The organism is Mycobacterium sp. ML4, assembly GCF_054515735.1.
This window is the reverse complement of sequence record NZ_JBTNSY010000017.1, coordinates 71,653-92,880: the sequence shown is the minus strand read 5'-3', so window position 1 is coordinate 92,880 and position 21,228 is coordinate 71,653. Positions and strand designations below refer to the sequence as shown.

At 66.1% G+C, this 21,228-nt stretch carries 22 protein-coding genes; 16 read left to right on the top strand and 6 right to left on the bottom strand.

Annotated elements, in window-relative coordinates; genetic code table 11:
• The first annotated feature begins 30 nt into the window (after positions 1 to 30).
• From ACX9NE_RS19730 to ACX9NE_RS19720, 3 genes are read left to right on the top strand one after another with little or no spacing between them, the layout of a single operon-like run.
• Positions 31 to 1,176 carry an amidohydrolase family protein gene (locus tag ACX9NE_RS19730; protein WP_459363422.1) on the top strand — a complete coding sequence of 382 codons (1,146 nt, stop codon included), beginning with the start codon at positions 31 to 33 and terminating at the stop codon, positions 1,174 to 1,176.
• Positions 1,177 to 1,569 carry a Rieske (2Fe-2S) protein gene (locus ACX9NE_RS19725; protein WP_459363421.1) on the top strand — a complete coding sequence of 131 codons (393 nt, stop codon included), beginning with the start codon at positions 1,177 to 1,179 and terminating at the stop codon, positions 1,567 to 1,569.
• A 17-nt stretch (positions 1,570 to 1,586) separates the two neighbouring features.
• The gene (locus ACX9NE_RS19720) at positions 1,587 to 2,453 is read left to right on the top strand and encodes an alpha/beta fold hydrolase (RefSeq protein WP_459363420.1); all 867 of its coding nucleotides are present in this window, start codon (positions 1,587 to 1,589) and stop codon (positions 2,451 to 2,453) included.
• A gap of 5 nt (positions 2,454 to 2,458) precedes the next feature.
• Here ACX9NE_RS19720 and ACX9NE_RS19715 read toward each other — a convergent pair whose 3' ends face one another.
• A complete protein-coding gene (locus tag ACX9NE_RS19715; protein ID WP_459363419.1) occupies positions 2,459 to 2,932 on the bottom strand; it encodes a hypothetical protein in 474 nt (157 codons plus the stop codon).
• A gap of 27 nt (positions 2,933 to 2,959) precedes the next feature.
• On the opposite strand from ACX9NE_RS19715, the gene ACX9NE_RS19710 reads away from it, so the two are divergent.
• From ACX9NE_RS19710 to ACX9NE_RS19680, 7 genes are all read left to right on the top strand, one after another.
• Positions 2,960 to 4,228 (top strand): NADH-ubiquinone oxidoreductase-F iron-sulfur binding region domain-containing protein, encoded by a 1,269-nt coding sequence (locus ACX9NE_RS19710; RefSeq protein WP_459363418.1) that lies wholly within the window; start codon positions 2,960 to 2,962, stop codon positions 4,226 to 4,228.
• Positions 4,225 to 4,521: a ferredoxin gene (locus tag ACX9NE_RS19705; RefSeq protein ID WP_459363417.1), complete on the top strand. Its 297-nt coding sequence runs from the start codon at positions 4,225 to 4,227 to the stop codon at positions 4,519 to 4,521. Before ACX9NE_RS19710 ends, ACX9NE_RS19705 begins: the two co-directional genes overlap by 4 nt.
• Positions 4,518 to 6,182, top strand: coding sequence for a thiolase C-terminal domain-containing protein (locus tag ACX9NE_RS19700; RefSeq protein WP_459363416.1), 1,665 nt, complete (start codon positions 4,518 to 4,520; stop codon positions 6,180 to 6,182). The genes ACX9NE_RS19705 and ACX9NE_RS19700 overlap by 4 nt, the downstream gene beginning before the upstream one ends.
• Before the next feature lie 38 nt (positions 6,183 to 6,220).
• Positions 6,221 to 7,099, top strand: coding sequence for an alpha/beta hydrolase (locus ACX9NE_RS19695; RefSeq protein WP_459363438.1), 879 nt, complete (start codon positions 6,221 to 6,223; stop codon positions 7,097 to 7,099).
• A 117-nt stretch (positions 7,100 to 7,216) separates the two neighbouring features.
• Positions 7,217 to 8,422, top strand: coding sequence for a cytochrome P450 (locus ACX9NE_RS19690; protein ID WP_459363415.1), 1,206 nt, complete (start codon positions 7,217 to 7,219; stop codon positions 8,420 to 8,422).
• On the top strand, positions 8,419 to 8,610 hold the full coding sequence (locus ACX9NE_RS19685) for a ferredoxin (protein ID WP_459363414.1): 192 nt from the start codon (positions 8,419 to 8,421) through the stop codon (positions 8,608 to 8,610). Before ACX9NE_RS19690 ends, ACX9NE_RS19685 begins: the two co-directional genes overlap by 4 nt.
• Positions 8,611 to 8,723: 113 nt before the next feature.
• Entirely contained in the window at positions 8,724 to 10,424 is a 1,701-nt protein-coding gene (locus ACX9NE_RS19680) for a PE family protein (protein ID WP_459363413.1), read from the top strand.
• A 5-nt stretch (positions 10,425 to 10,429) separates the two neighbouring features.
• On the opposite strand, the gene ACX9NE_RS19675 is transcribed toward ACX9NE_RS19680, so the two are convergent.
• The 5 genes from ACX9NE_RS19675 to ACX9NE_RS19655 form a co-directional block, all read right to left on the bottom strand.
• Positions 10,430 to 10,618: a ferredoxin gene (locus ACX9NE_RS19675; protein WP_459363412.1), complete on the bottom strand. Its 189-nt coding sequence runs from the start codon at positions 10,616 to 10,618 to the stop codon at positions 10,430 to 10,432.
• Complete coding sequence (locus ACX9NE_RS19670) at positions 10,615 to 11,892, bottom strand: cytochrome P450 (protein ID WP_459370750.1); 1,278 nt, start codon at positions 11,890 to 11,892, stop codon at positions 10,615 to 10,617. The genes ACX9NE_RS19675 and ACX9NE_RS19670 overlap by 4 nt, the downstream gene beginning before the upstream one ends.
• A 369-nt stretch (positions 11,893 to 12,261) precedes the next feature.
• Complete coding sequence (locus tag ACX9NE_RS19665) at positions 12,262 to 13,410, bottom strand: thiolase family protein (RefSeq protein WP_459363411.1); 1,149 nt, start codon at positions 13,408 to 13,410, stop codon at positions 12,262 to 12,264.
• A gap of 96 nt (positions 13,411 to 13,506) precedes the next feature.
• A complete protein-coding gene (locus tag ACX9NE_RS19660; protein ID WP_459363410.1) occupies positions 13,507 to 14,673 on the bottom strand; it encodes an acyl-CoA dehydrogenase family protein in 1,167 nt (388 codons plus the stop codon).
• Positions 14,674 to 14,763: 90 nt separating this feature from the next.
• Positions 14,764 to 16,062, bottom strand: coding sequence for an amidohydrolase family protein (locus ACX9NE_RS19655; protein ID WP_459363409.1), 1,299 nt, complete (start codon positions 16,060 to 16,062; stop codon positions 14,764 to 14,766).
• Positions 16,063 to 16,365: 303 nt separating this feature from the next.
• On the opposite strand from ACX9NE_RS19655, the gene ACX9NE_RS19650 reads away from it, so the two are divergent.
• The 6 genes from ACX9NE_RS19650 to ACX9NE_RS19625 are packed head-to-tail and all read left to right on the top strand — an operon-like array spanning position 16,366 to position 21,228.
• A complete protein-coding gene (locus tag ACX9NE_RS19650) occupies positions 16,366 to 16,917 on the top strand; it encodes a carboxymuconolactone decarboxylase family protein (protein ID WP_459363408.1) in 552 nt (183 codons plus the stop codon).
• Positions 16,918 to 16,919: 2 nt separating this feature from the next.
• On the top strand, positions 16,920 to 18,215 hold the full coding sequence (locus ACX9NE_RS19645) for an aromatic ring-hydroxylating oxygenase subunit alpha (RefSeq protein ID WP_459363407.1): 1,296 nt from the start codon (positions 16,920 to 16,922) through the stop codon (positions 18,213 to 18,215).
• Positions 18,196 to 18,522, top strand: coding sequence for a hypothetical protein (locus ACX9NE_RS19640; RefSeq protein ID WP_459363406.1), 327 nt, complete (start codon positions 18,196 to 18,198; stop codon positions 18,520 to 18,522). The genes ACX9NE_RS19645 and ACX9NE_RS19640 overlap by 20 nt, the downstream gene beginning before the upstream one ends.
• 3 nt (positions 18,523 to 18,525) lie before the next feature.
• Complete coding sequence (locus ACX9NE_RS19635) at positions 18,526 to 19,740, top strand: metal-dependent hydrolase family protein (protein ID WP_459363405.1); 1,215 nt, start codon at positions 18,526 to 18,528, stop codon at positions 19,738 to 19,740.
• A complete protein-coding gene (locus ACX9NE_RS19630) occupies positions 19,724 to 20,143 on the top strand; it encodes a nuclear transport factor 2 family protein (protein ID WP_459363404.1) in 420 nt (139 codons plus the stop codon). The genes ACX9NE_RS19635 and ACX9NE_RS19630 overlap by 17 nt, the downstream gene beginning before the upstream one ends.
• Positions 20,140 to 21,228 (top strand): acyl-CoA dehydrogenase family protein, encoded by a 1,089-nt coding sequence (locus ACX9NE_RS19625; protein WP_459363403.1) that lies wholly within the window; start codon positions 20,140 to 20,142, stop codon positions 21,226 to 21,228. The genes ACX9NE_RS19630 and ACX9NE_RS19625 overlap by 4 nt, the downstream gene beginning before the upstream one ends.

The following is a 21,228-nucleotide window of genomic DNA, read 5'->3' as shown; positions in this document are numbered from 1 at the left end:
GTACGCAAGACCTATGGCAGGGAGAACGCAATGTCGCTGACTCACATGCACGAGCGGGTACCGGCCGCCGAACGCATCGCTGTGAGGTGCGTGGACTCCGACGTCCACCCGGTGCCCCGGCGGGGGGAGATCACCCAGTACATCCCGGAGCCGTGGCGCAGCACGTTCTTCCTCGACCACAAGGTCGGTGAGTTGATCTACTACGACGCACCCGATTACGCGCACTCGTTCGCGATGCGGGTCGACACCTTCCCACCCGACGGCGAGTTCCCGGGCAGTGACCCGGACATGGCGTTTCGTCAGCTGATCATGGAAGCCGGCTCCGACATCGCGATTCTCGAGCCGGGCGGGCGCACCCCGCGACTACCCGAAGCCCATCAGGCCTACTCGACGGCGCTCAACCACTGGCAGGCCAACCACTGGCTGGACAGCCACAACAACTGGCATCAGCGCTGGCGCGGTTCGATCTGTGCCGCCGTCGAAGACCCGGCCGGCGCGGCCCGCGAGATCGAGGAGTGGGCCGGCCACCCCTACATGGCACAGATTCTGATCAAGGCCGAGCCGCGCCCCTCATGGGGCCACCCCATGTACAACCCGATCTGGGAAGCGGCCACCAAGCACGACATCACGGTGAGCTGTCACCTGTCCCGCAGCAACTACGAGATGCTGCCGACACCGCCCGTCGGTTTTCCCAGCTACAACCACGACTTCATGGTCACCTACTCGCTGCTGGCCGCCAACCAGGTGATGAGCCTGATCTTCGACGGCGTCTTCGACCGGTTCCCGACGCTGCGCATCGTTTTCGTGGAGCACGCCTTCACCTGGATCCTGCCGCTGATGTGGCGGATGGACTCCATCTACGAGGCCCGCAAGTCCCGCGTCGACATCAAGCGCAAGCCGTCGGACTACGTCAAGGAACACATCAAGTTCACCACCCAGCCGCTCGACTATCCCGAAGACAAGACCGAGCTGACCCGCGCGCTGGAATGGATGGAGTGCGACAAGATCCTGTTGTTCTCCTCGGACTATCCGCACTGGACGTTCGACGACCCGCGCTGGCTGGTCAAGCATCTGCCCAAAGGTGCCCGAGACGCGGTGATGTACAAGAACGGCATCGCGACCTACCACCTGCCGGAGACCGTCCCGGTCCTCGAGGGTCAGGTCCGGGTGCTCTGAATGCCGGAGGACAAACCGCGACCCCGCCTGGCTCAGGGTCGCGAACATGTCGTCGCGACGGTGGACGAGATCCCGCCGGGGACACACAAACTGGTGCCGATCGGACGGCACGGCGTGGGTGTGTACAACGTGCACGGCACCTTCTATGCAATCGCGAATTACTGTCCCCATCAAGGCGGCCCGCTGTGCTCGGGACGGGCGCGTGGCCGCACCATCGTGGACGAGACCGCGGCCGGCGATGCCGTCATGGTGCGCGATCTGGAGTACATCTACTGCCCTTGGCATCAATGGGGTTTCGAGTTGGCGACGGGCACCACCGCCGTCAAGCCGGAGTGGAGCATTCGCACCTACCCGGTCCGGGTGATCGGCAACGACGTATTGGTGCAGGCGTGACGCGACAGGAGCGTGACGTGTCTTCGATCGAGATCAACGGCGGCAACGTCGTCTATGAAATCCTCGGCGATTCAGGCGATCTCATCGCCTTGACGCCGGGCGGACGGTTCAGCAAGGACATCGACGGATTGCGTCCGCTGGCCGATGCTCTGGTCGGCGGCGGCTACCGGGTGCTGCTGTGGGACCGGCCCAACTGCGGCGCCTCCGATGTGCAGTTCTACGGGCAGAGTGAATCCCACATGCGCGCCGAAACCCTGCACAAGCTGGTGACGGGCCTGGGATTTCACCAGTGCATCCTGGCCGGAGGTTCCGGCGGCGCAAGGGATTCCATGCTCACCACGATGCTGTATCCGGAGATGGTCACCAAGCTGGTGGTGTGGAACATCGTCGGCGGAATCTACGGCACGTTTGTGCTGGGATCCTTCTACATCGTCCCGAGCATTCTCGCGGTGCGGGGCACCGGCATGGACGGCGTGATCAAGGTGTCGGAGTGGCGCGAACGCATCGAGGAGAACCCGGCGAACAAGCAGCGGTTCCTCGACTTCGACTCCGGCGAATTCCTGAAGGTCATGCTGCGCTGGCTCAACGCGTTCGTCTCCAAGCCGGGGCAGACCATTCCCGGTGTCGAGGACGAGATGTTCGACCGCATCAAGATCCCCACGCTGATCATCCGCGGCGGCGAGAACGACATGGACCATCCCAAACGCACGTCGCTGGAAGTGCATTGCCTGATCAAGGGTTCCGAGCTGATCGACCCGCCGTGGCCGGAGGACGCCTGGGAGCGCGCGTCCGAAGACCGTGCGGCCGGCCGGGTCACCCACTTCAACATGTTCGACACCTGGGTGCAGGCCGCGCCGGCGATCCTCGAGTTTGTGGGTCGCTGATGGATTCACCTGGTGCGGATGTGGACCTCGCAGTTGAGCGAGGCCTCGAGCGCGGTGTGGACGCGACTTTCCGGGACCCGATCGAGGTCGGTCTCGCGCAACGTGACGTACACGATGTCGTAGCCGTCGTCGCCGGGTTCCCGCGCGATGTCGCCGGCGAGGCCGAACGCCGACAGCACACCGTACGCGTCGTCGTCGGTCCCGCGGCTGATGAAGGTGACCACGCCGACCACCGGCTTTGTGCCGAAGGCTTTGCCGCACAGCTCTATTGCCGCGGTCTTGGTCACCTCGACGTCCTCGCCGGCGATCAGCAGTTCAACCTCCCGGCGGTGGGGCGGCCGGTCTGCGAGGTCGTTCTCGACGACATCAGCACCCATTTCGCGAGTAAGACCGAGGAGCGTGGCCATGCCCTCACCTAACTGCGCCGCCGAGAGTACCCCGGTCTGGTCGACATTGACGCGCACCACCGCAGTCCGCATGCGGCCAAGCCTAACGGGAGCCGTGCGATGACCGCCGCGGACATCGCGATCAGCACGGTCGCCTGGCCCGGTTTCCCACCGCGGCTACTGGCGGAAGGTCGCGAGGACTTGGCCGCCTACCGCGAGCGGGGTGGATACCGGCTGTTGCCTGACGCCGATGAACTGCTGGCCGAAGTCGAGGCCAGCGGGCTGCTCGGCCGGGGCGGTGCGGCCTTCCCGCTTGCGATAAAACTGCGCGCCGTGCGCGCCAATGGCCGCCGACCCGTCGTCATCGCGAATGGCGAAGAGGGCGAGCCCGCTTCGGTCAAGGACCGCTGGCTGCTGCGCAACCGGCCGCACCTGGTGCTCGACGGGCTGCGTCTGGCGGCGGCGCTGGTTGGTTCAACCCGCGCCTATGTCCTTGTCTCCGAGACTGATTCGGCGCACAGCATCGAGTCAGCGTTGGGCGAACTCGACTCCCGCGATGTCAGCATCGAGGTGTTCTCGGTGCAGCCGGGCTATGTCGCCGGCGAGGAAACCGCTGCCGTGCAGGCAATCAACGGTGGGCCCGCCAAGCCGACCGACAAGCCGCCACGCCCCTTCGAAGCCGGCGTCGGCGGACATCCCACGCTGGTGAGCAACGTCGAGACACTGGCCAACCTGGCTTACATCCACGGTCACGGCTCGGTGGTTTTCCGCTCACAGGGCACCACCAACTCGCCCGGCACCTTCCTGGCCACCATCACCGGGGCGGGTAAAGCGCCCGTGCTCTATGAGCTGCCACACGGTCTGCCGTTCACCGAACTGCTTGCCCGGCATGGTGTTTCACCGGCCGAGGTGCGCGGTGTTCTGATGGGCGGCTATTTCTCCGGCCTGGTCAACCGGCGGGTGCTGGACACCACGCTGGATCACGAGACCATCCGCGGCATCGGCAGCGGACTGGGTTGCGGCGCAATATCTTTGATCACCGGCGAATGCCCGGTCGCGGTGGCGGCCGCGGTGGCGAGCTATTTCGACCGTGAGAACGCCGGACAGTGCGGTTCATGTTTCAACGGGACTGCGGCCATGGCCGCCGCGGCCGGGGCGTTGCGCGACGGTGTAGCGACGACTGAAGACCTCGACCGGCTCCGGCGCTGGTCGGTGGTGCTCCGTGGCCGCGGGGCGTGCGCGACTCTGGACGCAGCCTGCAACGTGGCCGGCACCCTACTCGACCAGTTTCCCGACGAGGTGGCGCGCCATCTCGACGGAACCTGCCCGGACTGCGGTCGCGGCGCATATCGCGCCGAACGCCCCTACGAGGCCATTGGGGGATCATGAAGATTCGTCTGGACCGCACCGTGTGCGACGGTTTCGGCTTGTGCGGTAAGCGTGCGCCGGGCTATTTCTCGCGCGACGACTGGGGCTATGCCTGCCTGGTCGGCGACGGCAACGTGCCGGAAGAAGACCACGACAAGGTCATGCGGGCATTACTGGATTGCCCGGTGCATGCCATCACCGAGATCGGCGAGCCCAAGCCGAGCATCCCGCACCCCGAACTGCACGACGAGGACGATCCCGCCTCGCACCTCAAGACCGAGGACAACGAAGCGGAGTGGGGTTTCATCCGTTGACAGGCGGGTCAGCAGCACCGGGACGTCCGCTGCCCCAGCTCACGGACGAGAACGAGTTTTTCTGGACCTCCGGCGCCGACGGCGTATTGCGGTTTCGGGAATGCCGGACGTGCGAGTCGCTGATCCACCCACCCGCACCGGTGTGCCGCTACTGCCGCGGCCGCGACATCGGTGTGCGTGACGTCTGCGGCAAGGCGACGCTGGCCGGGTTCACCGTAAATCACCGCTTCAGCGTTCCCGGCATGCCGGCGCCCTACGTCATCGCGCAGGTCGCCGTCGTCGAGGACCCCCGGGTCCGGTTGACCACCAACATCATCGACTCCGATCCCGGAGAATTGCGGCTCGGCCAAACCGTCGAGGTGGTGTTCGAACACATCGAAGATGTGTGGCTGCCGCTGTTTCGCCCCGTCCCCGACGTTGAGCCGGTCCCGCTGCCCGAGGACGAGATCGCGCCGGACTGCTTCGGCGAGTACGTGCGCCCGATGCTGACCACAGAGAAGTTCGAGGACAGAGTCGCGCTGACCGGGATCGGCATGTCACCGATCGGTCGCCGGCAGATGGTGTCCGCGTTGTCGCTGACGGTGCAAGCCTGCGAGGCGGCGATCGCCGACGCCGGACTGACATTCGCCGATATCGACGGTCTGTCGACCTACCCAGGCGGTGGCAACTTCGGCGGCTTCGGCGAAGGGGGTGTCACCGCGCTGGAGGCCGCCCTTGGCCTGCGTCCCACATGGCACCACGGCGGTATGGAGACGTTCGGCCCCGGCGGGTCGGTGATCGCGGCCATGCTCGCCGTCTCGGCCGGTCTGGCGCGTCACGTGCTGTGTTTTCGGACGTTGTGGGAAGCCACCTTCAACGAGCTGATGAAGCAGGGCAAGATCCTGCCCTCGGGCGGCCGCACCGCCAGCTGGCAGTGGCCGTTCGGCGCCACCTCGGCCGCACACACGCTGGCACTCAACGCGCAACGACACTTCCATCGCTACGGCACCACAAGGGAGACGCTGGGCTGGATCGCGTTGAATCAACGCGCCAACGCCGCACTCAACCCCACCGCCATCTACCGCGACCCGATGACGATGGATGACTACCTCAATGCGCGACCGATCACCACACCCTTCGGCCTCTACGACTGCGACGTCCCCTGCGACGGTGCCGTCGCCGTCATCGTCTCGGCCGTCGAAGCGGCCCGCGATCTGCCCAAGCCACCCGTGCTCGTCGAGGCGGTCGGAACCCAGATCATCGAGCGCATCGACTGGGACCAAAGCACGCTCACCCACGAGCCGCAGGTGCTCGGTCAGGCAGCGCACCTCTGGACCCGAACGTCACTGCGTCCCGGCGATGTTGACGTGGCCGAGCTCTACGACGGGTTCACCATGAACTGCCTGTCCTGGATCGAGGCCCTCGGATTCTGCGGCATCGGTGAAGCCCGGGAATTCCTGGACGGCGGCAAGAACATCGCCCGCGACGGCGCCATACCGCTGAACACCCACGGCGGCCAGCTGTCCCATGGCCGCACCCACGGGATGGGCTTGCTGCACGAGGCCGTCACCCAGTTGCGCGGTGAGGCGGGCGAGCGCCAGGTCGCCGACGCCCGCGTCGGCGTGGTCAGTAGCGGCGGCCTCACGCCCAGCGGCGTGATCCTGTTGCGGGTTCAGACGTGAGTCCCCGCCCGCGGGTCGTCATCGTCGACGGCGTGCCGATGTCCGGCGTGATCGCGGAGACGGCCGATCCCACGGCGGTGATCGTCGCCATCCACGGCGGCGGCACCACCGCCGTCTACTTCGACTGCCCGGGCCATCCCGAATTGTCGTTGCTGCGGGTGGGTTCGGAGCTGGGCTACACGGTGATCGCGCTGGACCGCCCGGGCCATGGCAGTTCGGCGCCCTACCCGGAGGCGGTGCAGACCCCGCAGCAGCGCGTCGATCTCGCTTACGGTGCCGTCGAACGGATTCTCGGTGAGCGGTCACGCGGTGCGGGATTGTTCCTGCTGGGCCATTCCGGCGGGTGCGAGCTGGCCACCCGGATGGCGGCCGACGACCGGGGCGCCGGATTGCTGGGACTGGAACTCGGCGGCACCGGCCGGCGCTACCACGACGCCGCCAAAGAGATCATGAAGGCCGCCGCCGTCAAGGAGCGTCCGCCCGGTACCCGGGAGCTGCTGTGGGAGCCGTTGCGCCTGTACCCGCCCGACGTCTCGCGCGGGGTCACCAACGCGGCGACGGCACCGGCCTACGAGCGGGATGTGGCGGTGAATTGGCCGCACCGATACTTTCCCGAGCTGGCGCCTGCGGTGCGGGTGCCGGTGCGGTTCACCATCGGCGAGCACGATCGGGTGTACCGGGGCGACGACCACAACCTTGCCGAAATCGCCGAAATGTTCTCTCGGGCAACCATTTTCACTAGTAACCGGTATCCGGACGCAGGCCACAACCTGAGTCTGGGCCGCAACGCCGCCGACTATCACCGCAGCGTGTTCGCGTTCGTCGACGAATGTGTGGCGGCGCGCGCCTCGAGTGTGAAGCCGGCTTCACAGTCGGACTCGAGTGTGAAGCCAGCTTCACACTCGGCGGAAGACTGACGAAGTCGGGACCATGCGCTCCTTTTCGGCACGCCCGGAAGCCGCTACCGTTAGCGTTACAGTCAGGCGTTCAGCTGTAATGGCCTCAGCCCGCAGCTCAGCAGCAAGGAGCGGTACATGACCAAATCGAAGGTCACCTTCGATCCGTTCTCCGAGGACTTCTTCAACGGCGCCTGGGACACGTACCGGCGCATGCAGGAAGAAGCGCCGGTCTACTACAGCCAGGAGTACGACTTTTATGCCCTGACCCGGCACGCCGACGTGGCGGCGGGTCTGAAGAATTTCCAGACGTACTCCTCGGCGTTCGGCATCGACCTGTCGATGGTGCGGACGGGCAAACCGCCGCAACAGAAGTCGATCATCTTCATGGACCCTCCGGACCACCGGCACATGCGCAGCCTGCTCAACAAGGTCTTCACGCCGCGTGCCATCGAGGCCCAGCGCGAGATGGTCGGCGAGAAGATCGACAAATATCTCAGCAGGGTCGATCCGGAGCGGTTCGACGTGGTGCAGGACTTCTCCGGGCCGTTCCCCGTCGAGGTGATCACCACGATGCTCGGCGTGCCCGAAGAGCACGCCCAGCGGATCCGGTATCTGATCGACGAGTCGCTCCATCGCGAGCCGGGGCAGGTGGAAGTCGGCGAGCGCGGCATGCAAGCCAACATTGAAACCGGAATGCTGTATTACGGACTCCTGCAGCAACGCCGCGCCGAGCCGCAGAACGACCTGTTCACCAAGTTGATCAACGCCGAGATCGAACGTGAAGACGGCCAGATGACCAAGCTTGATGACATCGAGATAGCCGGCTTCGCAACGTTATTGGGCGGGGCCGGTGCGGAGACGGTGACCAAGCTGCTGGGCAACGCGCCGGTGGTGTTCGCGCGCTTTCCCGAACAATGGCAGAAGCTGCTGGATGACCGCAGCAAGATCCCGGCGGCGGTCGAGGAACTGCTGCGGTACGAGGCGCCCTCCCAATATCAGGTGCGTTGCTCGCTGAAAGACGTTGAGCTGCACGGCGTCACGATCCCGGCAATGAAGCCGGTTTTCCTGATCAACGCCGCGGCCAACCGCGATCCGTCAGCCTGGACCAATCCCGATGAGTTCGACATCGACCGCGACCGGCACGAAGCACTGAACCTGAGCTTCGGCTACGGGATCCACAGCTGCCTGGGCGCGGCACTGGCACGCATGGAGAGCTGTATCGCGCTGGAAAAGCTGCTGGACTTCATGCCACGTTATGAGGTGGACTGGGAGAACTGCAACCGCGTCCACATGCAGAATGTTGCGGGTTGGAAGAACGTACCGGTAAAGGTGCTGCGATGAGAATCGAAGTTGACTGGGATCTCTGCGAGAGCAACGCGGTGTGCATGGGCATCGCACCCGACATATTCTTGCTCGGCGAAGACGATATGCTGACCGTCTTGCAGCCGGAAGTCACTCCGGAGAACGAAGAACTGGTTCGCGAAGCGGTGCGCCAGTGCCCGCGGCAGGCGATCTCGATCGTCGACTAGCTGGCTGTACCTTTGCCGAAAACGCGGGTGCGCTGACAACAGCGGCGATACCATTGCCTCTCCGCCGGTGCGCGGGATGACCCTGCGCAATCCAAGCTCTAACGGGGGGCATCATGTCGTTCGTTGTCGCCGAACCAGACTTATTTGCCTCCGCAGCAGCAGATTTGGACGGCATCGCCAACACACTGAGGGTCGGTAACGCGGCCGCAGCTGTTCCAACCACGGCGCTGGCGGCCGCGGCCGCAGACGAGGTATCGACCGCGATCGCAGGTGTCTTCGCCGCGCACGCCCAGGCGTATCAAGTACTCGCGGGGCGGATGGCGTTCTTCGGCGAGCGATTCACCGAAACCCTCAGTTCCTGCGCGCAGTCTTACGCCGCCGCCGAAGCCGCCAATGCATCACCGCTCGAGCAATTGCTGAACGTCATCAACGCACCCACCCAGGCGCTGTTGGGCCGCCCACTGATCGGCAACGGCACCGATGGTGCGGCGGGGACCGGCGCGAACGGTGGTCCTGGCGGTCTGTTGTTCGGCAACGGCGGCAACGGTGGCTCCGGCGGCTCAACGCATCCCGGCGGTGGGCACGGCGGCGCCGCCGGACTACTCGGCAACGGCGGCAGCGGCGGGCTGGGCGCGCCAGGGGCAAACGGCGGCAACGGCGGAGCGGGCGGGTTGCTCTATGGCAATGGCGGCGCCGGGGGGTCCGGCGGCAACGCCGCCGTTGCAGGCGGCAACGGCGGCAGCGGCGGCACCGGCGGACCTGCGGTCTTCTGGGGGCAGGGAGGCGCTGGCGGCAACGGAGGGCTGGGGGCGACCGGCGCCGCCGGCGTCAACCCCACCCCGCTGCCGGCAGGTCCGGCAGCGCAAGCAGGCACCCCGGGTGCGAACAACAGCGCAGGCAACGGCAACCCCGGCGGACCCGGTGCCCATGGAGTCAGCACGGCGACCGTCGGTGAGCCCGGCGGCAACGGGGGTACCGGCGGCGCCGGCGGCGCGACGGGCTTCACCAGCGCGGTGATGGGCGGCGCCGGCGGAGTAGGCGGCGACGGCGGCTATGGCGCCCCAGGCGGGACAGGAGGAACCGGCGGGACCGCATCGTCCAACTTCGTCAATGTGCCGCCCTTCAGAGGCACCATCGGCGGTCCGGGTGGCGCCGGCGGTGCCGGCGGCGCCGGCGCCTCGGGCGGCCCGGGAGGCACCGGTGGTAACGCCCTCTTTGCCGGTGTAGGAGGCCCGGGCGGCACCGGTGGACCAGGCGGCACGGGCGCCTCGGGCGGTACCGGCGGCACAGGTGGGGAAGGCAGTTCCACCAGCACATTCATGGGAATGGGAGGCGCAGGGGGGACTGGCGGCGCCGGTGGTGTCGGTGCCGCAGGCGGACATGGCGGTAACGGCGGAGCTGGCGGTGTCGGCGGTCGTGGCGGTCTGCTGATCGGCGACGGCGGAGCGGGCGGCGCCGGCGGAGACGCCGGTGCCGGCGGCGCAGGCGACACCGGCGGACGAGGCGGGACAGGAGGCAACGGCGGATTCGGGTTCAACTCCGCGCAGGGCGTCGGCGGCAGCGGCGGCACAGGCGGCGACGGCGGCGACGGCGGCGACGGCGGTGACGGCGGCAACGGTGCTGCCGGTGGCGCCGGTGGCTTGTTCGGGCATTCGGGAGCCTCCGGCGCGGGCGGATTCGCACGCGCTGGTGGGGATGGTGGAACTCCGGGTCAGGGCGGCACGGGCGGTGGGGGCGTCCCAGGCGGCCTACCTGGTCGTTCCGGCCAACACGGCGCCCAGGGCAATGCCGGCGTCGACGGCCTGCCGGGCTGATCCGGTCAGCGCTCTTTGATCGCCTGCTCCGGGCAGCACTCGATAGCCTCGCGGGTAGCCGCCTCGAATGCCATTGGGACTTCCGTGGTGATCGCCTCGGCATAGCCGTCGTCGGTCAGGCTGAACACTTCCGGGCACAGCGTCAGGCACATGCCGTGGCCCCGGCACGTGCCGTCGTCGACCCACACCCTCATGCCGGCGTGAACTCCAGATGCAACTCGGTCAGCCCACGCAGAATGTAGGTCGGAACATATTGATAGCGGCGATCATTCGCCGGACCGTGCTCCCTCTCGTCGAGCCGGATGTCGGAGGTTCGGTCCAGCAGGCGTTCCAGAGCGACCCGGGTTTCGGCCCGCGCCAGCGGGGCGCCGGGGCAGCTGTGAATGCCGCGCCCGAAAGACAGATGCTGGCGGGCGTTCTTGCGGGCCGGGTCGAATGTGGCGGGATCGTCGAAGCGACGCGGGTCGCGGTTGGCGGCGGCTTGCAGGATCATCAGGGTGGTGCCGGCCGGCAGGTCCACACCGCCGACGTTGACGGGGACGCGGTTCAGGCGGAAATCACCTTTGACCGGACTCTCGACGCGCAGCGCCTCCTCGATGAAGTTGGGAATCAGACTGCGATCCCGGCGCAATTGCCGCTGGATGTCGGCCCGCTCGGCCAGGAACTGCAGCGCCGCGCCCAGCAGCCGCACGGTGGTCTCCTGCCCCGCTGAGAAGACGTTGCTGGCAACGCGGGCCACGTCCTGGATCTCCGGCACCGAGCCGTCAGGGTAGGTGGCGGTCGCCAGGCCGGTCAGCACGTCATCACGGGGTTCCCGGCGGCGATCCCGGACATAGTCGGAGAACAGGCCATAGAGGAATTCCAGCGGGCTGTGTGCCAGCGCCTCCTTGCCGGTGCTCCCGACGCCACCGCCCGAGTGCCGGCGGATGCCTTTGACGAAGGAGTCGCGGTCTTCCATCGGCACGCCCAGCAGGTCGGCGATCACCAGTAGCGTGAACGGGCCGGCGAAGCCCTTGATGAACTCGCCCTCGCCCGGCGCCAGGAACCCGTCGAGCACCTGGTCGGCCAGCACCCACATGGCGTCCTCGTTCTCCTTGAGGCGCTTCGGGGTGATAAGCCGCATCAACAACGAACGGTGATTGGTATGGGTGGGTGGGTCCAGCGTGGGCAGCTGGTCGCTGAAGGGCAACTCGTCACGGTGCTGCTCGATCAGCTCGGTGATGTCGGTTCGGCCGGTTAGCGACACCGGGAAGCCCGGGAACGGACCGGTCACCGAGATGCACGAGGAGAAGGTCTGCGCGTCGTTCAGTACGGCGCAGGCCTCGTCCCAACCGGTCACCATCGCGACGTCGTGGTGCGGCTCGCGGGTGACCGGGCACCGCTGCCGCAGCGCCTCGTAGTACGGGTAGGGATCCTCGACGAGCCGGCGGTCACGGAAGAAATCCATCTCGGTGAAGTCATCCACCATGTCACGCTCCGTTAGAATCTCGACAGGCGAGAATGTGCCTCTCACTGATGAGTATTACATTTCCACACGGCATAGCGCACCGCAATGCCGCGGGGCGGCGTCTCAGGCGGGAGGCAGATCGGGCGGCGACCGACGGGCAGGCCATCAGGCCGCTGCGTAACGTCTCAACAGGCGGCACCGGCGGGTGCGACGCCGCAGCGCCAGTGCTGGACTCGCCCCACGCTGTCGTCGAGTTCAATCGGCCAGCTGGTGCCCCACAGCGCGACTTCTGGCACCAAATTCCTCGTCGAACCGTCGTGGTAATCGACCTAGTCAATACGCAGTAGGTTGGTTGGGCCGGACGTGGCAAGGGTTGGATCGCGGTGCGCGTCAGCCCACCAACTCCACCAGGGTGGCGTTGGCGGTGCCGCCGCCTTCGCACATGGTCTGCAGCCCGAAACGAATGCCGTTGGCGCGCATGTGATGCACCATCCGCGTCATCAGCACCGCACCGGACGCACCCAGCGGATGGCCCAACGCGATCGCGCCGCCCAACGGATTCATTCGCTGCGGGTCGGCGCCGGTCTCGGCGAGCCAGGCCAGCGGTACCGGCGCGAACGCCTCGTTCACTTCGAAGACGCCCACCTCGTCGATCCGGACGCCGGACTTGACCAGCACTTTCTCGGTCGCCGGAATCGGGCCGGTCAGCATCAGCACCGGGTCGGCACCGGCGACCGCGCCGGCCCGGTAACGCACGATCGGCGTCAGACCCAACTCCAGGGCGAGCTCCGACGTCGTCACCAACAACGCGGCCGCGCCGTCAGAGATCTGCGACGAGTTGCCCGCGTGGATCACGCCATCGTCGACGAAGGCCGGTTTCAGTCCGGCGAGTTTCTCGACCGTCGTCCCGCGCCGCACACCCTCGTCCTGGTGTACTACCGAACCGTCGTCGCAGAACACCGGCACGATCTGCTCGACGAAAGCGCGGCTGTCCTGCGCGGCGGCGGCCAGCTCATGGGACCGGGCCGAGTATTCGTCGAGCGCCGTGCGCGACAGCCCCCACTTCTTGGCGATCAGCTCCGCACTGATTCCCTGATTGAATGAGAAATCGTCATAGCGCGCAAGGACTTTCGGGCCGTAGGGCATGCCGGTCGCCCGGGCCGCGCCGAGCGGCACCCTGCTCATGACTTCGACCCCGCCGGCCACCACCACATCCTGCTGGCCCGACATCACGGCCTGGACCGCGAAGTCGAGGGCCTGCTGGCTGGATCCGCACGCGCGATTGACGGTGGTCCCCGGGATGCTCTCCGGCCAGCCGGCGGCCAGCACGGCGTAGCGGCCGATGTTGGCGGACTGATCGCCAACCTGGCTGACGCAACCCCAGATCACGTCGTCGACGAGCTCAGGGCTGACGCCGGCGCGCTCCATCAGCTCGTTGAGGACGACGGCAGAAAGGTCGGCGGGGTGCACACCGGACAGTCCGCCGTTGCGCTTGCCGACCGCCGTGCGCACCGCCTCGACGATGACTGTTTCGCGCATGCCTCGCTCCGCCTCTCAATCGCCGAACGTGCATCCGCGGCGGAGAAAACGCGAAAAACTCGCCATCAGTTCACGTTCGATGGCTATTAAGGTACGTCAGTAGCTCCTGGGCAGCTTCAGCGCATGTGTGCCGAGGAAGTTCAGGATCATCTCCTGGCTGATCGGCGCGATCTTCATCAGCCTTGCCTCGCGGAAGTAGCGCGTGATGTGATACTCCTCCGCGTATCCCATGCCCCCATGGGTCTGCAGCGCCCGGTCGGCGGCGGCGAATCCGGCGTCGGCGCACAGGTATTTGGCGGTATTCGCCTCGCGCCCACAGGGTTTGCCGCTGTCATACAGCCATGTCGCCTTGCGGAGCATCAGTTCGGCGGCGTCGAGGCGGGCCAGTGAATCCGCCAGGGGGAACGCGATGCCCTGGTTCATTCCGATCGGCCGGCCGAACACCTCGCGCTCGTTGGCGTACTTCACCGCCTTGTCCAGTGCCACCCTGCCGATGCCCAGCGCCTCGGCCGCGATCAGCATCCGCTCCGGGTTCAGTCCGTCGAGGATGTACTGAAAGCCCTTGCCTTCCTCCCCGACCCGGTCTTCGATCGGGATTTCGAGGTTGTCGATGAACAGCTCGCTGGAGCTCACGGCGTTTCGGCCCATCTTGTTGATCGGCCGGACGTCGATCCGGCTGCGGTCGAGGTCGGTGAGAAACAGGGTCATGCCGTCGGTCTTTTTGGAGACTTCGTCATAGCCCTGCGTCCGGGTCAGCAGCAGTATCTTGTCGGACTCCATTGCCTTGGAAATCCAGACTTTTCGGCCGTTGACGATGTAGTGATCGCCGGTGCGCTTGGCGAACGTGGTGATGCGTGACGTGTCAAGCCCGGCGCCGGGTTCGGTGACGCCGAAGCAGACATGGACCTCCCCAGTCGCCACCTTGGGCAGGGTGCGCGCCTTGAGCTCGTCGGAGCCGTGCACCACCACCGGTTGCATGCCGAAGATCGTCAGGTGGATGGAGCTCGCCGCGTTCATGGCGCCGCCGGACTTGGCGACCTCTTCGAGCAGAATCGTGGCCTCGGTGATACCCAGGCCGTGGCCGCCGTACTCGGCGGGAATCGTCATCCCCAGCCAGCCGCCGTCGGCGATGGCGCGGTAGAACTCGGTAGGAAACTCGTGTGCCTGATCTTTTTCCATCCAGTAGTGGTCGTCGAACTTGGCCGCCAGCTCGGCGACCGACCGCCGGATGAGCTCCTGATCATCGGTGAGCTCGAATTCCATGCGCCCGCACCTTTCATTGCGCGAGCAGCCGCAAAAGCGCCCTACAATCACCGGATTTGGGGGCTTTTGCGTCTGCTCGCCGGTGGAACCTCAGTCCGTGTTGCCGGTGAGAGATTTCGCGTTGGCCGCGAATTCGGCGAACGACGAACCAGCCCGGGTGTCCTTGTGATGGCTCGACGGCCGGATGGACACGTCATGGCCTTCGGCGGCCTTGCGCAGCGCGCCGACCGTCGCCTGCTCAGGCGTGATGTGGGTGAACGGGTCGAACGAGTACCAACGCATTGCGTTCTGGTGGGTGATCTTGTGGATCTCGTCGTCGGGCACGTTGTTGAGCGACAACACGTCCCACAACTCTTCGGGCGCGCCGGGCCACATGGAGTCGCTGTGCGGGTAGTCGGCCTCCCAGCAGATGTTGTCGATGCCGATCATGTTGCGCAGCGCCACACCGACCTTGTCGCTGATGAAGCAGGTGAGGAAGTGCTCGCGGAAGATCTCGGACGGCAGCTTCCCACCGAAGTTCTGGTGTGTCCAGGTCGAGTGCATCTCGTAGGTCCGGTCGGCCCGCTCGAGGAAGTAGGGAATCCACCCGGTGCCGCCCTCCGACAGCGCGACCTTGAGGTCCGGGTACTCCTTGATCGGCCGCGACCACAGCAGGTCAGCTGCGGCCTGCACGATGTTCATCGGCTGCAGGGTGATCATCACGTCCATCGGCGCGTCGGGCGCGGTGATCGCCAGCCGGCCCGAGGAGCCGATGTGCACGTTCATCACGGTGTCGGTGTCGCACAACGCTTTCCACAGTGGATTCCAGTAGTCGTTGTGGAAGCTCGGGTAGCCCATCGCGGCCGGGTTCTCGGTGAAGGTCAGCGCGTGCACGCCCTTCTTGGCGACCCGGCGCACTTCTGCGGCGCATGCCTCGGCATCCCAGATCACCGGGATCGCCATCGGGATGAACCGCGCCGGGTAGGCGCCACACCACTCGTCGATGTGCCAGTCGTTGTACGCCTGCACCAGCGCGATCGAGAAATCGTGGTCGTCGGTGGCGAACAGGCGTCCGGCGAAACCCGGGAAGGAGGGGAAGCAGATCGAGGCCAGGATCCCGCCGGCATTCATGTCCTTGACGCGTTCGTCGACGTTGTAACAGCCGGGCCGGATCTCGTCCAGACCGGTGGGCTCGATCCCGTACTCCTCCTTGGGCCGGCCTGCCACCGCGTTGAGCGCCACGTTCGGGATCACGGTGTCGCGGAACTTCCACATGTCCGAGCCGTCCGGGTTGTGCACCAGACGCGGCGCGTCGTCCAGGTACTTGGACGGGAGATGGTTCTTGAACATGTTCGGCGGCTCGACGGTGTGATCGTCCACGCTGATCAGGATCATGTCCTCTTTGTTCACGGGTATTCCCTTCTCGTCTGATCCACTGATCGGGTGCCCAGAGCGGGCTCCAAGCCGCAGAGCAGAGCCCACCTGCGCCGAGCTCTCTATATGTTGAAAACTATCTTCTCGCGAAGCGAGAATCAACATCCAGCATAGCCGCCCGGACCGCCGACGACCGCTTTGTGCCGCGGTCACGTGCCCGCTGCCGGGCACCCGTCGGGCCAGCATTGACCCGCCGACCGATACATGCAAGTCTGTTGGTTGGAAATGAGAATATAATTCTCTCTCAGTGAGAGGACGCACGTGAGAAGGATCGAACCGATGCGTTTAGCCCCACTGCCCGCCGACCAGTGGGACGAAGCCGTCGACGGTGCGCTGGCCGTCATGCTCCCCCCGGAGCGCCGCAATCCGCGCGACGCCTCCAACGTCTTGGCGACGTTGGTCAACCACCCGGTACTGACCAAGGCGTTCCTTCGGTTCAACGTCCACCTCTTGTTCTCGTCCACCCTGCCGCCACGGGTCCGCGAACTGGCCATCCTGCGCGTCGCGCACCGCCGCGAGTGCGCATACGAGTGGACCCACCATGTCGACCTCGCCAAGCGAGAGGGCATCACCGATGCCGAGATCGACGCGGTCCGCCGGGGTGACGGCGCCTTCGACGAGTTCGAGCGCGCGGCGCTCACCGGTGTCGACGAGCTCGACGAGAAATCCCAACTGTCCGACGAGACCTGGACCAGGCTCGGTACCCGCTTCGACGACCGTCAGCGCATGGACTACGTCTTCACGGTCGGCTCCTACATCATGCTGGCCATGGCCCTGAACACTTTTGGCGTTCAGCTCGAGACACACACCGAACTTGACGAGGAGAGCTAACAGTGGCCCACTTCCCCAAGCCAGCCGCCGGGAGCTGGACGCAGAACTACCCCGAGTTAGGGACCGCCCCGGTCGACTACACCGACTCCATCGATCCCGCGTTCTTCGAAGCCGAGCGCGAGGCGATCTTCAAGCGGACCTGGCTCAACGTGGGCCGCGTCGAGCGTCTGCCGCGCACCGGCAGCTACTTCACCAAGGAGCTGCCATCGGCCGGCAAAGGGATGTCGGTGATCGTCGTCAAGACCCGGGACGGCTCGGTCAAAGCGTTCCACAACGTCTGCCGGCACCGCGGAAACAAGCTGGTGTGGAACGACTTTCCGAACGAGGAGACGTCCGGCACCTGCCGGCAGTTCACCTGCAAGTACCACGCCTGGCGCTACAGTCTCGACGGCGATCTGACCTACGTCCAACAGGAGGACGAGTTCTTCGACCTCGACAAGGGCGACTACGGGCTGGTGCCGGTGCGCTGCGAGGTGTGGGAAGGCTTCATCTTCATCAACCTCGACCGCAACGCCCGGCCGCTCGTCGACTACCTGGGCTCGTTGGGCAAGGGCATCGAGGGTTACCCCTTCCACCAGATGACCGAAACCTATTCCTACCGAGCCGAAGTCGGCAGCAACTGGAAGCTGTTCATCGACGCATTCGCCGAGTTCTACCACGCGCCGGTGTTGCACCAGGGGCAGTACACCAAAGAAGAAGCCGCCAAGATCATGAAGTACGGCTTCGAGGCGCTGCACTACGAGCTGGCCAGCCCACACGGGATGATCTCCACCTGGGGCGGCCAGGCACCGCCGGCCGATATGAGCATGGTGAAGCCGATGGACCAGGTGCTGCGCAGTGGGCTGTTCGGTCCCTGGGACAAGCCGGAAGTCATGGCGAATCTCGACACGCTTCCACCGGGTGTCAACCCGAAAAAGGTCAAGCAGTGGGGTGTTGACTCCTGGCACTTCTACCCGAATTTCATGCTGCTGATCTGGGAGCCGGGTTGGTTCCTCACCTACCACTACTGGCCGACCGCGGTCGACAAACACATCTTCGAGTGCACGCTATATTTCGTCCCGCCGCGAAATGCCCGGGAGCGCCTGGCTCATGAGCTGGCCGCGGTGACGTTCAAGGAGTACGCGCTGCAGGACGCCAACACCCTGGAAGCGACGCAGACCATGATCGGCACCAAGGTGGTCAACGACTTCCCGTTGTGCGACCAGGAGATCCTGCTGCGCCATCTGCACAAGGTGACCGGCGACTACGTCGCCGACTTCGCAAAGGAGAGCCGCAACAATGGCAAAGTTACCGTCTGAATTCGCCGACCTGGAACCGTATCTGGATTGGGATCTGGCCACCGAGCCAGAGCGCTACGCCAAGCGGCTGGCCTCCACGATGGGCCAGATGCAGCAGTTCTACGACGTTGCGTTCCCGCGCCTGAACGACGTCATCGCCTACTGTGACAGGTACCCACTGGACGATCTACCCGAGGACGCACGCACGCTGATGCATTTGATGCAGTCGCTGGTGATGGTGTCCTTCCCGATCGAGGCGTGGAAGCAGCCGAGGGTGCCCGACAGCGGCGCCGCCTGGGTGGAGTGCATCAGGGAACCGGTGATCTGAAGCGTGTTGACGCTCAAGGCGGCCGGGCTACTCGATGTCGATGCCGGCGAGATCGTCTCGCCGGGCGTCGTGCGGATCGACGGCGACCGGATCGTCGGCATCGGAGGTGAGCCCCAGGGCGAGCTGATCGACCTGGGCGAGCAGATCCTGTTGCCCGGGTTGATGGACATGGAGGTCAACCTGCTGATGGGCGGCCGCGGCGAGAAGCCGGGACTGTCCCAGGTGCAGGACGACCCGCCGACCCGGGTGCTGCGCGCGGTCGGCAATGCCCGGCGCACGCTGCGCGCCGGGTTCACCACCGTGCGAAACCTGGGTCTGTTCATCAAGACCGGCGGCTATCTGCTCGATGTGGCGCTGGGCAAGGCCATCGACGCGGGCTGGATCGAGGGGCCCCGCATTGTGCCTGCCGGACATGCCATCACACCCACCGGCGGACACCTGGACCCGACGATGTTCGCGGCCTTCGCGCCGCACGTGCTGGACCTGACGATCGAGGAGGGCATCGCCAACGGCGTCGACGAGGTCCGCCGGGCGGTGCGCTACCAGATCAAGCACGGCGCCCAGCTGATCAAGGTCTGCTGCTCCGGCGGCGTCATGTCGCTGACGGGACCACCCGGCGCACAGCACTATTCGGATGAAGAGCTACGCGCGATCGTCGACGAGGCGAACCGGCGCGGCCTGCGGGTGGCCGCACACACGCACGGCGCCGATGCGGTCAAGCACGCGGTGGCCGCCGGCATCGACTGCATCGAGCACGGATTCCTGATCGACGACGAAGCCATCGCCCTGATGGTCGAGAACGGCACCTTCCTGGTGAGCACCCGGCGACTGGCCGAGGGCATGGACGTCTCTCACGCCCCGCCCGAACTGCAGGCCAAGGCCGCCGAGATGTTCCCGAAGTCGCGCACCTCGATACTGGCCGCCTACCAGGCCGGGGTGAAGATCGCCCTCGGAACCGACGCGCCGGCGATACCGCACGGGCGCAACGCCGACGAGCTCGTCACCCTGGTGGACTGGGGTTTGCCGCCGCTGGCGGCGTTGCGTGCGGCGACCACGACCGCCGCGGAGCTGATCAACTCGACCGACCTGGGCCGCCTGGCCGAGGGCATGCTCGCCGATGTGATTGCGGTGCCCGGAAATCCGTTGCAGGACATCACCGTAACCCGCAACGTCAGCTTCGTCATGAAAGGCGGCAAGGTTTATGCCAACCAGAACTGACGACCTGGTGGAGATCCAGCAGTTGCTGGCCCGGTACGCCGTGACCATCACCCAGGGCGACATCGAGGGACTGATCGGTGTGTTCACGCCGGATGGCACCTACAGCGCGTTCGGCGACACCTACACCCTGGACCGGTTCCCGGAGCTGGTCGCCGCCGCACCCAAGGGCCTGTTCATGACCGGCACCTCTCTGGTTGAACTGGACGGTGACTCGGCCACCGGGACCCAACCGCTGTGCTTCATCGAACACTCGGCCCACGACATGCGCATCGGCTACTACCGCGACACCTACCTGCGTACCGCCGACGGATGGCGGCTGAAAACCCGCGCCATGACCTTCATTCGGCGCAGCGGCGCCCACGACTCGGGGCGACCGCACGCGGTGGGCCGCCCCTCTCCGTGAAGGTCGAGCAGTTCCGGACGGGACTGTGCGCGTGGCTCGACGAGCACGACCTGACTCCGGGGCCCGACCATTCGCTAGCGGGCCACATGCGCCAGTTCGCCCGCGTCAGCGAAGCGCTCTACCAAGCCGGTTGGATGCGCTACGGCTGGCCCACCGAAGTCGGCGGCCTGGGCGGGCCCGCCCTGCTGCGCGCGATCGTCGGCGAGGAAGTGGTGGGCCGGAGGCTGGCCGAACCGGGCCCCTACTCGATGGTGGAGGTACTGGCACCCACGATGATCGATTACGCGCCAAGCGAACTCGCCGCCGAGATGGTGCCGCGGCTGCTCAGCGGCCGCGAGCGGTGGTGCCAGGGGTTCTCCGAGCCGGGCTCCGGCAGCGATCTGGCGTCCTTATCGACCCGGGCGGTCCCGGACGGCGACAACTGGATCGTCAACGGGCAGAAGGTCTGGACCAGTTTCGCGCAGTTCTGCACCCGGTGCGTCCTGCTCACCCGCACCGCGCCGGGCCATAGCGGTATCACCGCGTTCTTCGTCGACTTGGACACGCCGGGCATCACCGTCCGCCCGCTGCGCACCATGCACGGCGTCGACGAGTTCTGCGAGGTGTACTACGACGATGTGGTGATCCCGTCCAGCCGCATGCTGGGCAAGCCGGGTGACGGTTGGCGGCTGGCGATGGACCTGTTGCCGTATGAACGGTCGACCTGTTTCTGGCAGCGCATCGCCTACCTGTACTCGAGATTCGACGCGCTGATCGCCGAGACAACCGACCCGGACGAGTCCGCTTTAGGGGCAGCCTATCTCGCGTTGCACACGCTACGTTGCCGATCCCGCGCCACTGCGCACCGGCTGGCCGACGGGGCGCGGCTCGGCCCGGACACATCCATCGACAAGGTGCTGTTGGCCGCCGCCGAACAACGGCTCTACGACACGGTCCGCGACCTGCTCCCCGGCACGCTCGAACTCGACGACACCGCCTGGCGCCCCGAGTACCTCTATTCGCGGGCGGCGACCATCTACGGCGGCACCGCGGAGATCCAGCGCAACATCATCGCCCGTCGGTTGCTAGATCTGGGCAAGGAGTGA